The following is an 11,830-nucleotide window of genomic DNA, read 5'->3' on the forward strand; positions in this document are numbered from 1 at the left end:
AGTACACAGACGGTCCGGAGAACTGACCCGGACCGCGCAGGGGATTTCATGACGGGAAATGTAACCGCGGAAATTCCGGTGTCGGCGGACAGCCGGCCCCGGCATGTGGCCATTATCATGGACGGTAATAACCGGTGGGCGAAAGCCCATCGGCTGACAGGAGTGGCGGGCCACAAGGCCGGCGTGAATGCAGTCAAGGCCGTGGTTGAGACCTGTGCCCGCGAGGGCGTCGAGGTACTCACCCTGTTCGCGTTCTCCAGCGAGAACTGGCGCCGGCCAAAAGACGAGGTCTCCGCGCTGATGCGGTTGTTCCTGATCGCCCTGGAGCGGGAGGTCCGCAAGCTGCACCGGAACAACATCCGGTTGCGCATCATCGGCGATCGCTCTGCCTTCAGCCCGGTGCTCCGGGAGCACATGGACAAGGCCGAGGAGCTGACCCGCAATAACACGCAGATGACCCTGGTCGTTGCTGCCAACTACGGCGGGCACTGGGACATCACCCAGGCGACCCGGAAGGTGGCCGAGAAGGTTCGTGCCGGTGAGCTGGCGCCGTCAGACATCACCGATGACATGATCCAGCAGCACCTGAGCATCGGTGACCTGCCGATGCCTGACCTGATGATCCGCACCGCCGGTGAGCAACGGATCAGCAATTTCCTGCTCTGGCACCTTGCCTACACCGAATTCTATTTCTCCCCGGTATTCTGGCCCGACTTCAAACACGAAGAGATGGGTAAGGCACTGGAGGCCTATGCCGGACGGCAGCGCCGATTTGGTCAGACGGACGACCAGATCGCGGCCAAGGCCGCACAACAATAATGATGCATAAGCGATTCCGACCGTGCTCAAGACCCGAATTATTACAGCCCTGATCCTGGCTCCCATCGCCATTGGCGGTATCTTCTTTCTTCCTCCCCTGGGATTCGCACTGTTCACCGGCGCCGTGATTACCATTGGCGCCTGGGAATGGGCCAATATGTCCGGAATTGAAGGGCAGGGCGGCCGCGTGGCCTACGCCGCGGTAACAGCGGCGATTCTCTACGGCCTGCTGAACGTACCAGCTGTGCTGGTGCTGTGGCTGGCCCTGGCCTGGTGGGTCATTTGTTTCCTGCTTGTTCGCAGCTACCCACAGGGTTCCGACCGTTGGGGCAGTCTTCCCATGCGTGCGGTGATGGGGCTGTTCGTGCTGGTACCCGCCTGGGTGGGCCTGAATCACTTGCGCACCGGCGGCTTCCAGTTCGGGGACGTAGCCAATAATCTATGGGTCATCCTGTATGTATTCTGTGTGGTCTGGGTGGCGGATATCGGTGCCTACTTTGCCGGGCGTGCATTCGGCAAGGCCAAGCTGGCACCCCGCGTCAGTCCGGGCAAATCCTGGGCGGGTGTCTGGGGTGGTCTGACCGCGGTCGGTGTCTTCGCCGTTATTGTCAGCAGCCTGGCCTCAGCCAGCCTCACGGAAACCCTGTTACTGGTCGCAGCCAGCCTGTTCACCGGCCTGGTGTCCGTGCTCGGCGATCTGCTTGAAAGCATGCTCAAGCGCTTCCGTGGGATCAAGGACAGCAGCCAGCTGTTGCCCGGGCACGGTGGTATCATGGATCGGATCGATAGTCTGACCGCCGCCATTCCCGTCTTCGCACTGATCATCACCCAGCTCGGCTGGCTGACCACCGGGCACTGGTAACCATGGCACAGCGTACCGTCACCCTTCTCGGAGCCACCGGTTCCATCGGACTGAGCACCCTGGATGTCATCCGGCGCCACCCGGAGCGGTTCTCCGTGTATGCGCTGACAGCCGGCACCCGGGCGAAGGAACTGGCGGTTCTGTGCCGGGAATTCCGACCTGCGGTGGCGGTCATGGCTAGCACCGAGGCGGCGGAAACGCTGAAAGAATTGCTTGCCGACCTGCCGGAAATCCGCGTACTGGCCGGCGAGGAAGGGCTTTGTGAGGTAGCTTCGGCACCGGAAGCAGACACCGTGATGGCCGCCATCGTTGGCGCTGCCGGGCTGCCGCCGACTCTTGCCGCAGTTCGTGCCGGCAAACGTGTGCTGCTGGCCAACAAGGAAGCCCTGGTGATGTCCGGCCAGCTGTTCATGGACGCCGTGGCCGAATCCGGTGCGGAACTGTTGCCCATCGATTCCGAGCACAACGCTATTTTCCAGTGCATGCCGGCGGACAAGGTTCGTGACCCCCGGGGCGCCGGTATCACCCGGATCCTGTTGACCGCCTCCGGCGGCCCGTTCCGAACCCATACCGTGGAGCAGCTACGCTGTGTTTCCCCGGCCGAGGCCTGTGCCCACCCCAACTGGTCCATGGGCCAGAAAATCTCCGTGGATTCAGCAACCCTGATGAACAAGGGCCTGGAGTTGATCGAGGCCTGCTGGCTGTTCAACACCACGCCGGCAAACATCGAGGTACATGTACATCCGGAGAGCATCATTCACTCCATGGTGGAGTACGCGGACGGCTCGGTGCTGGCCCAGCTCGGCAGCCCGGACATGCGCACGCCCATCGCTAACGGTCTGGCCTGGCCCGAGCGGATTGACGCCGGTGTCGCGCCCCTGGACCTGTTTGCCATTGGCCGCTTTCACTTCGAACGGCCGGATCTGGTGCGCTTCCCCTGCCTGCGCCTGGCCGCGGAAGCCTTCGTGGCTGGTGGCACGGCTCCGGCCGCTCTGAATGCCGCCAACGAGATCGCTGTGGCGGCATTTCTGGAAGGAACACTGTGTTTTGCCGATATCCCCGTTATTATAGAGCGGACACTGGCGGCCACCGAGGTGGTGCCGGCAGACAGCTTTGAGACCATCTTCGCCAAGGACGCCGAGGCCCGTCGGCACGCCAGGGAACAGATCGGCCTGCTGACTGTCTGAAATCGTCGGCGGTTTTGCTGCCTGGCTTGACTCACTAACCGGGAACGCTATGCAGATCATTGAGACCATTCTGGCCCTGGCGCTGACCCTGGGCATCCTTGTCACCCTGCACGAATACGGCCACTTCTGGGTTGCCCGGCGCTGTGGGGTGAAGGTTCTGCGCTTCTCCGTGGGCTTCGGCAAGCCCCTGTTCTCCTGGTATGACCGCCACGGCACCGAGTTCGCCGTCGCCGCCATTCCCCTGGGCGGTTACGTCAAGATGCTCGACGAACGCGAAGGCCCGGTTCCCGAAGAATTGAAGGACCAGGAATTCATGTCCAAGTCCCCGGCGAAGCGGATCGCCATTGCCTCGGCCGGGCCCATTGCCAATTTCCTTTTTGCCATTTTCGCCTACTGGGTGATAAGTGTGGTGGGGGTAACCGCTGTCGCGCCCATCGTCGGGGACGTAGCCCAGGGCAGCGTCGCGGATCGGGCGGGCCTGCAGGAAGGCATGGAGATCCATGCGGTGGACGGCCACCAGGTAACCTCCTGGCGCGACATCAGCATGCGCCTGCTGGAACGGACGGGGGAGCAGGGCGAGGTAACGCTCGAGGTTTCCGATGACGGCGCCCGGGGAACCGTCAGTGGTGAGCTGGATGGATGGTCTCTCAGCGACGATGCCCCGGATCCCATCGGTGAATTCGGTATTACCCCCTGGCGCCCGGAGATCCCCGCCGTGCTGGGCCAGATTGCCGAAGGCGGCCGCGGTGATATCGCAGGCCTTCAGACCGGAGACAAGGTGCTGAGCGTCGATGGCGAGCCGGTATCAGGCTGGCAGGCTCTCGTGGAGCTCGTGCGCAATGCGCCGGAGCGAACCCTGGAAATCACCGTGCTGCGCGACGGTACCGAGAGAACCTTCGAAGTTACCCCGGGCGAGCGCACCCTCGAGACCGGGGAAGTGATCGGCTTTGTCGGCGTGGGTGTGCAGCAGGTATCCTGGCCGGACGAGGTACTTCGCGAGATCAGTTATGGCCCCCTGGCGGCGATACCCCAGGCCATCGGCGAAACCTGGTCCGATACACGGCTGACCCTGGTCGCCATCAAGAAGATGGTAACCGGATTACTGTCGCCCACCAATCTTAGTGGCCCCATCACCATTGCCCGGGTTGCCGAGGCGAGTGTGAGCTCCGGGTTCGAAGATTTTGTCCGATTCCTGGCCTATCTGAGTGTCAGTCTTGGCGTACTGAACCTCTTGCCGATCCCGGTTCTGGATGGTGGCCATATCGTGTATTACACCATCGAGGCGATCCGCCGGAAGCCCGTTTCGGAGCATGTTCAGGCCATCGGATTACGGATTGGTATGGCATTGATCCTGACTTTAATGGTGTTTGCTCTTTACAACGACCTGATGCGGTTGTGAGAATTGCGGGCTCCTTACGCGCATTAACCAGGCGAAATATTTGAATGAGACGTTCTCTTCTAGGTGTAGCCGTTGGCCTCGCTGTGGCCTCTATGGGCATGAAACCAGCGCTGGCGGATGAATTTACGGTAGCGGATATTGAAGTCGAAGGCCTCCAGCGGGTCTCCGCGGGTAGCGTTTTTGCCGCCTTTCCGGTGAATATTGGCGAGCAGGTGGATGAGGCGGAGCTCGCCGGTGCCATCAAGTCCCTGTTCGGTACCGGCCTGTTCACCGACATCGAGGCCAGCCGTGATGCCGGAGTCCTCATTGTCACCGTGCGTGAGCGCCCCTCCATCAGCTCCATCGAGATCGAGGGCAACAAGAACATCGAAACCGAAATGCTGATGGATGCCCTGGCCGGCGCCGGCCTGCAGGAAGGCCAGGTATTTCGCCGCGCCACCCTCGAACGCCTGGAACTCGAGATTCTGCGCTCCTACATCGCCCAGGGCCGCTATAACGCCCGGGTAAAAGCGACGGCCGAAGAACTGCCCCGGAATCGGGTCGCCATCAGCCTCGACATCAACGAAGGTACCGTTGCGGCCATCCATCACATCAACATCGTCGGTAACAACGATTTCAGCGAAGAAGAACTGCTGGGTCTGTTCGAGCTGGAAACCACCAGCTGGTGGAACTCCATCACCAATTCCGACAAATACGCCCGTGAACGCCTCAGCGGGGATCTGGAAAGCCTGCGCTCCTTCTATCTGGACCGTGGCTATCTCGACTTCACCGTCGAATCCAGCCAGGTGTCCATCTCCCCGGACAAGCAGAAAGTCTTTATCGCCATCGCCATCAATGAAGGCCCCCAGTACACCATCTCCGAGATCAACCTGAGGGGCGATCTGATCGTCGGCGAAGAGGAACTGCGCAAGCTGATCCCGATAAAGGAAGGCGATGTATTCTCCCGCGCCCGCATGACAGCGATTTCCGAGGCACTGTCGTTCCGGCTGGGCAAGGAAGGCTATGCCTTCGCTAACGTGAATGCCGTCCCTGAGCCGTCGGATGATAATACCGCCGCCGTGACCTTCTACGTCGAGCCGGGCAAGCGCGCCTATGTGCGCCGCATTAACTTTGACGGCAACGTCTCTACCCGGGACGACGTTCTGCGCCAGGAAATGACCCAGATGGAGGGCGCTGTGGCGTCCTCGGACCGGATCGAGTTCTCCAAGACCAAGCTTGAGCGCCTTGGCTTCTTCAGCACGGTGAATGTCGAGACGGTTCCGGTACCGGGTACCGATGACCTGGTGGACGTGAACTACTCCGTGGAAGAGCAGCCTACCGGTAGCCTGTCCGCGTCCATCGGCTTCTCCCAGGATTCCGGGGTGATCCTTGGTGCCAATGTGTCCGAGAACAATTTCTTCGGTACCGGCAAGCGGGTGTCCTTCGGGGTGAATGTCAGTGATTCGGTCAAGAGTGCCAACATCTCCTACCTGGATCCGTACTACACCGTGGACGGTGTAAGCCGTGGCTTCAGCCTGTTTGCCCGGGAGACCGACTACGAGGAGGAGGACATTTCCTCTTATCTGCTGGACGAGTACGGCGGCCGGGTGACCTTCGGCTATCCGACTGACCAGATTACCCGCCTGAACTTCGGTCTGGGCTACACCCGTTCCAACATCAAGGAAGGGATCTTTACTTCCCAGCAAGTCCGGGATTTCATCGCTGAAGAAGGTGATTCCTTCGACAACTATTTCCTGTTCGGCAGCTGGCGCCGGAGCACCCTGAACCGGGGTGTTCTGCCCACCGATGGTTACAGCCACTCGCTCTCCATCGATGTGGCGGTGCCGGGCAGTGACCTGACCTTCTACAAGGCCACCCACAAGACCGACTTCTACTTCCCGATCGACGACGACAACCGCTGGGTATTCCGCGCCCGTTCCGAGATCGGGTATGGTGACGGATACGGTGACCGCACCCAGATGCCGTTCTACGAGCATTTCTACTCCGGCGGCTACGGCTCGGTCCGGGGCTACGAGGCCAATTCCCTCGGCCTGCGGGCAACCAACAGCGAGTTCGACCTGTCCGAACCGGATCCGTTCGGTGGCAACCTGCTCACCGAGGGTGGGTTGGAGCTGATCACGCCGACCCCGTTCGCGGGCGACAGCCGTTCCATGCGCACCTCGGTGTTCCTGGATGCCGGTCAGGTGTTCGATACCGAGCGTGGCTTTGATCCGGAACTGAGTGAAGTGCGCCTGGCAGCCGGTGTCGGCTTCCAGTGGATCACGGCGGTCGGCCCGCTGGCCTTCAGTCTTGCCCAGCCGCTGAATGACAAGGAGGGGGACGACACCCAGGTGTTCCAGTTCTCCCTCGGCCAGACCTTCTGATGGCCACTGATAACAACAGTAAAGGATGAAACACAGGAGAAACACCATGTCCCGTATGATTACCCTGCTTGCAGCGGCCCTGATGGCCGTCAGCCTGCCCGCCTTTGCCGAGACCCGCATTGGCGTGGTCGACCTTCGCCAGGCGCTGTTTTCCTCTGACGAAGCCAAGGCCTTCAGTGAAACGCTGCAGAAGGACTTCGCCGGCGAGGAAGCCAAGGTGAGGGCAGCCCAGGAGGAAGCGCGCAAGCTTCAGGAGCGCCTGCAAAAAGACGGCGCCATGATGAATGAGACCGAGCGCAATGAGCTGACCGGCCAGTTCCAGCAGAAGGTGCAGGAATTCAACATGCTCAAGCAGCGCCTGGATAACACTGTGGCTCAGCGCAAGCAGCAGTTTCTCGAGAACGCCCGCCCGGAAGTGGACGCAGCGGTCAAGGAACTGCTGGAAGAGAACGATCTGGACCTGATCCTGCCGAGCGAAGCGGTGGTCTACGTGAAGCCGGAAATGAACCTCACGTCCCAGCTGCTGGAAAAGCTGAACCGTTAACCGATGGGGGCACCTCGGCCCCGGATGATGCTCTGGAGTATGTCATGACAGAAAAGTCCTACCGGCTTGGTGATATCGCCAAGGCATTGGGGGCAGAGCTGAAGGGAGACCCCGAGGTGCAGATCACCGGGCTGGCGACCCTCTCGGCCGCGGGCCCCGGTCAGATCAGTTTTCTCGCCAACCCGGCCTATGGCAAATACCTGGCGGACACCCGAGCCTCCGCGGTGATCCTCTCACCGTCGGCCGCCCAGGATTGTCCGACCAATGTCCTGCTACTGGACAACCCCTATCTGGGCTATGCTCGCCTCAGTCACTGGTTTGATCCCGCGCCGGTACCGGCACCCGGGGTGCATGCCAGTGCCGTTGTGGATCCTTCCGCCCGGATTGCCGAAAACGCCAGCATCGGCCCCCACGCCGTGATCGAAGCGGAGGCCGAGATTGCCGAGAACGTCGTCATTGGCGCCGGCAGCGTTGTCGGTGCCCGCTGCCGGATCGGACGTGACACCGTGATCCGATCCAGGGTGACCCTGGCCCACGACGTGGTGGTCGGGCAGCGTTGCCATATCCTCAGTGGTGCGGTGATCGGCTCGGACGGTTTCGGCTTTGCCAACGAAAAGGGCGTCTGGCACCGCATAGCCCAGCTGGGAAGCGTGGTACTTGGAGACGACGTGGAGGTGGGCGCCAATACCACCATCGATCGCGGAGCACTGGATGACACCGTCATCGGCGATGGCGTGAAACTCGATAATCTCATCCAGATTGCCCACAACGTCCATATTGGTGAACACAGCGCCATGGCGGCCATGGTCGGCATTGCCGGCAGCACCCGGATCGGCCGTCATTGCGTATTCGGTGGTGCCTCCGGCGTGGCAGGCCATCTGGAAATCGCCGACCAGGTGCACCTCACCGGCATGACTCTGGTCACCGGCGACATCCGCGAACCGGGGGTCTACTCCTCCGGCACCAGCGCCGATACCAACCGGCAATGGCGCAAAAACGCCGTGCGCTTCCGCCAGCTCGATGTGCTTGCACGGCGGGTCAAAGAACTGGAAAAGAAATTAGAGGGCTGAGGCCGACCAACATGATGAAAATCAACGAAATTCTTGAATACCTGCCACATCGGTACCCGTTCTTGCTGGTGGACCGGGTGACCGAGGTTGAGAAGGGCGTCTCAATCAAGGGGTACAAGAACATTTCTTTCAATGAGAACTTCTTTCAGGGCCATTTCCCCGACAATCCGATCATGCCCGGCGTGCTCATTATCGAAGCTATGGCACAATTGTCAGGCATTCTCGGTTTTGTGACCGTGGGCCGGAAACCATCTGACGGCGTGGTACAATACCTCGCCGGGTCCAGCAAGGCCCGGTTCAAGCGCCCTGTGCTGCCCGGAGATCGCCTCGACATGGAAGCGGAGTTCCTCTCCGGCAAGCGCGGCATCTACAAATTCGAATGCCGAGCGCTGGTCGACGGGGAAGTCGTCTGCACGGCAGAAATCTTGACCGCTGAGAGAGAAGTTTGATGGCGACAAATGACTGGTCGGGTGTCCATCCTCAAGCGATTGTAGACCCATCAGCCAAGCTGGCGGACAACGTGACCGTTGGCCCGTGGAGTTACATCGGCCCAGGCGTGGAAATCGGTGAAGGTACTGAAATCCTTTCCCACGTGGTGATCAAGGGGCCGACCGTAATCGGCCGCAATAACCGGATTTTCCAGTTCTCCAGTGTCGGGGAAGAGTGCCAGGACAAGAAATACGCTGGCGAGCCCACCACTCTGGTGATCGGAGACAACAACGTCATCCGCGAGAACTGCACCATTCACCGGGGTACCATCCAGGATCGCGGCGAGACCCGCATCGGCAACGGCAACCTGTTGATGGCCTACGTGCACGTGGCCCACGACTGCATCGTGGGTGACAACACCATCCTGGCCAACTGTGCGACCCTGGCCGGCCACGTGTCGGTGGGTGATTTCGCCATTCTGGGTGGCGGCACTATGGTGCACCAGTTCTGCAACATCGGCCCCCACAGTATGGCCGCCGGTGGCAGCATCGTACTCAAGGATATCCCGGCCTACGTCATGGCCAGCGGCCAGTCCGCCGAGCCTCACGGCCTGAACGCCGAAGGCCTCAAGCGCCGTGGCTTCAGCAAAGACGCACTGCTCACACTCCGTCGCGCCTACAAGGCCATCTACCGCCAGGGTCTAACCACCGAGCAGGCGCTTGAAGAGCTGCAGAAGAACTACAGCGACGTGCCGGAAGTACGCCCGCTGATTGAATCCCTGCGCGGAGCACACCGCGGCATCATTCGCTGACCAACCGGAGCCTTCCGGTGACGGAAACCACCACATCGTCCATCGTCAGCGAGCGCAAGCTCATCATCGCCATGATCGCCGGCGAGGCATCGGGGGACATCCTCGGTGCCGGCCTGATCCGTTCCCTCAGGCGCCGCTATCCGAAAGCCCGGTTTGTGGGTATCGGTGGCGAGGAAATGATTTCTGAAGGCTTCCACTCGCTCGTGCCCATGGAACGGCTATCCGTAATGGGCTTGGTGGAAGTACTGGGCCGGATCCGGGAACTGTTCAGCATCCGCGCCCGGCTGTTTGATTACTTCTTTACCAACCGGCCCGATGTGGTCATCGGCATCGACTCCCCGGATTTCACCCTGGCCATCGAACGGCGCTGCCGGGAGGCGGGGATTCCGTCCGTGCATTACGTCAGCCCCTCTGTCTGGGCCTGGCGCCAGAAGCGTATCTTCAAGATCGCCAAATCAGTCGATCTCATGCTCACCCTGTTTCCGTTCGAGGCTCGCTTCTACGAAGAGCACAATGTGCCCGTGGCGTTTGTGGGCCATCCGTTGGCCGACAGGATTCCCCTCGAGCCGAATACCGGCAAAGCCCGGGAGCAACTCGGACTGGACCAGAATGCCCCGTTACTGGCGGTATTGCCGGGCAGCCGGGCAGGGGAGGTGGAGCGCCTCGGCAATCTGTTCCTGGAAGCCGCCCGCTGGCTGCAGGAGCGCCGCCCGGATATCCAGCTGGTGATTCCCTGTGTGAACCGGGATCGGGAGAAACAGGTTCAGGCCCTGGTGGAATCCCTGGAAGTAAAACTGCCGGTTACCATCGTGCGCGGCCAATCCCGGGAAGTGATGGCCGCCTCCGATGTGGTCCTGCTGGCCTCCGGCACCGCGACCCTGGAAGCCATGTTGCTGAAGAAACCCATGGTGGTCGGCTACCGCCTGAGCAACATGAGCTATGCGCTGCTCTCCCGCCTGGTGAAAGTGCCCCACGTTGCACTGCCGAATTTGCTTGCGAAAGAAGCTCTGGTTCCGGAACTGCTCCAGGACGATGCCACCGCGGAATCCCTGGGCGCGGCCGTGCTGGAGCGTATGGAGAACCTCGAAGAGCGGGAGCGGCTGCAGAAAGCCTTTACCGAGTTGCACCTGACCCTGCGCCAGAATGCCGACGAAAAGGCCGCTGAGGCCGTCTCCGGGCTGCTGGAGGAGAGAGCCGGATGGCAAAGGTAGAGTTACCCCCATTCGAATGCCGATACCAGGGCCGGTTGCTGGCCGGCGTCGATGAAGTTGGCCGCGGCCCGCTGATCGGTGCGGTGGTCACAGCCGCCGTCATCCTCGATCCGGACAAACCCATCGCCGGCCTCGCGGATTCGAAAAAACTCACCGAGAAAAAACGCCTCGCCCTGTACGACGAAATCATCGAAAAAGCCGCCGCCTGGAGTCTGGGCCGCTGCGAGGCAGCCGAGATCGACCGGCTCAACATCTACCAGGCCACCATGCTCGCCATGGAGCGCGCCGTTGCCGGCCTGGCCATCCCGCCGGAGTATGTGCTGGTGGACGGCAATCGCTGCCCCAAATGGCACTGGCCGTCAGAGCCCGTGATCAAGGGCGACAGCCGAGTCGCCGAAATCAGCGCCGCCTCCATTCTTGCCAAGGTTACCCGTGACCGGGAAATGGAAGAGCTCGAAGAGCGTTACCCGGGCTACGAACTGGGCAAGCACAAAGGCTATCCCACCCCCGTGCATCTCGAAGCGCTACGGCGCCTGGGAGCGACGCCGGAACACCGTCGTTCCTTCCGACCAGTACAGGAAGTGATCGATACCGTCGGGCTCTACAAAGCCCCAGGTAGAACGCCCGCCGAGGAACTCATCTTCCCCACGGATTTGTTCGAAAATTAACAATTGACAGACCCGCTCCCGGTCCTTAATATACGCGCCACGTTGATCGGGGCCAGCCCCGAAAGACAACCAGTTTTGATGCGGGGTGGAGCAGTCTGGTAGCTCGTCGGGCTCATAACCCGAAGGTCGTTGGTTCGAATCCAGCCCCCGCTACCATTATTGAAACAAGGCCCGCAGATGCGGGCCTTGTTGCTTTTGAGCGGGGGCTTTTGAGTCAGCGCTTTTTTTGGCGCTTCGCGCCGATTAGCCGCTGCCGCAGGCGCTCAATCGCGCCTGCTCCCCGCTACCACACAAGAAAGGCAGATCGGTATTCCACCGATCTGCCTTTTTTCGTTTGGAGCGCCGCATAATTCACAGCGGCAGAATGATAAAGAGGGTATACGGATTTAATGGTTGATGGGGCACCTTCACCCCATCAATCTGATACCACCCTCAGATGGTTGATAGATCGACTCCGTAGTTGAGTT

11 protein-coding genes and 1 tRNA gene are annotated in these 11,830 nt (G+C 60.9%); all 12 read left to right on the plus strand.

Annotated features, from left to right (window positions below):
* Nucleotides 1-48: 48 nt before the first annotated feature.
* Nucleotides 49-819, plus strand: a complete 771-nt coding sequence (uppS, locus tag DET50_RS14275; protein ID WP_113863505.1) for a polyprenyl diphosphate synthase — start codon at nt 49-51, stop codon at nt 817-819.
* A 22-nt stretch (nt 820-841) separates the two neighbouring features.
* Nucleotides 842-1,681, plus strand: a complete 840-nt coding sequence (locus DET50_RS14280; protein ID WP_113863506.1) for a phosphatidate cytidylyltransferase — start codon at nt 842-844, stop codon at nt 1,679-1,681.
* A 2-nt stretch (nt 1,682-1,683) separates the two neighbouring features.
* Nucleotides 1,684-2,868 carry a 1-deoxy-D-xylulose-5-phosphate reductoisomerase gene (gene ispC / locus DET50_RS14285; protein ID WP_113863507.1) on the plus strand — a complete coding sequence of 395 codons (1,185 nt, stop codon included), beginning with the start codon at nt 1,684-1,686 and terminating at the stop codon, nt 2,866-2,868.
* Nucleotides 2,869-2,917: 49 nt separating this feature from the next.
* On the plus strand, nt 2,918-4,267 hold the full coding sequence (gene rseP / locus DET50_RS14290) for an RIP metalloprotease RseP (protein WP_113863508.1): 1,350 nt from the start codon (nt 2,918-2,920) through the stop codon (nt 4,265-4,267).
* Nucleotides 4,268-4,311: 44 nt separating this feature from the next.
* Nucleotides 4,312-6,630 (plus strand): outer membrane protein assembly factor BamA, encoded by a 2,319-nt coding sequence (gene bamA, locus DET50_RS14295; RefSeq protein ID WP_113863509.1) that lies wholly within the window; start codon nt 4,312-4,314, stop codon nt 6,628-6,630.
* Nucleotides 6,631-6,676: 46 nt separating this feature from the next.
* On the plus strand, nt 6,677-7,174 hold the full coding sequence (locus tag DET50_RS14300) for an OmpH/Skp family outer membrane protein (RefSeq protein WP_113863510.1): 498 nt from the start codon (nt 6,677-6,679) through the stop codon (nt 7,172-7,174).
* Nucleotides 7,175-7,218: 44 nt separating this feature from the next.
* Nucleotides 7,219-8,244, plus strand: a complete 1,026-nt coding sequence (gene lpxD / locus DET50_RS14305) for a UDP-3-O-(3-hydroxymyristoyl)glucosamine N-acyltransferase (protein ID WP_113863511.1) — start codon at nt 7,219-7,221, stop codon at nt 8,242-8,244.
* Between the two features lie 11 nt (nt 8,245-8,255).
* On the plus strand, nt 8,256-8,693 hold the full coding sequence (fabZ, locus tag DET50_RS14310; RefSeq protein WP_113863512.1) for a 3-hydroxyacyl-ACP dehydratase FabZ: 438 nt from the start codon (nt 8,256-8,258) through the stop codon (nt 8,691-8,693).
* Complete coding sequence (gene lpxA, locus DET50_RS14315) at nt 8,693-9,484, plus strand: acyl-ACP--UDP-N-acetylglucosamine O-acyltransferase (RefSeq protein WP_113863513.1); 792 nt, start codon at nt 8,693-8,695, stop codon at nt 9,482-9,484. The genes fabZ and lpxA overlap by 1 nt, the downstream gene beginning before the upstream one ends.
* Before the next feature lie 71 nt (nt 9,485-9,555).
* Nucleotides 9,556-10,695, plus strand: coding sequence for a lipid-A-disaccharide synthase (lpxB, locus tag DET50_RS14320; protein ID WP_113863518.1), 1,140 nt, complete (start codon nt 9,556-9,558; stop codon nt 10,693-10,695).
* Entirely contained in the window at nt 10,683-11,363 is a 681-nt protein-coding gene (rnhB, locus tag DET50_RS14325; protein WP_113863514.1) for a ribonuclease HII, read from the plus strand. The genes lpxB and rnhB overlap by 13 nt, the downstream gene beginning before the upstream one ends.
* A gap of 79 nt (nt 11,364-11,442) precedes the next feature.
* Nucleotides 11,443-11,519: transfer RNA gene (locus DET50_RS14330), tRNA-Met, on the plus strand.
* Nucleotides 11,520-11,830: the final 311 nt, after the last annotated feature.

It is taken from the genome of Marinobacter pelagius, assembly GCF_003315345.1.
Classification (GTDB): Bacteria; Pseudomonadota; Gammaproteobacteria; order Pseudomonadales; family Oleiphilaceae; genus Marinobacter; species Marinobacter pelagius_A.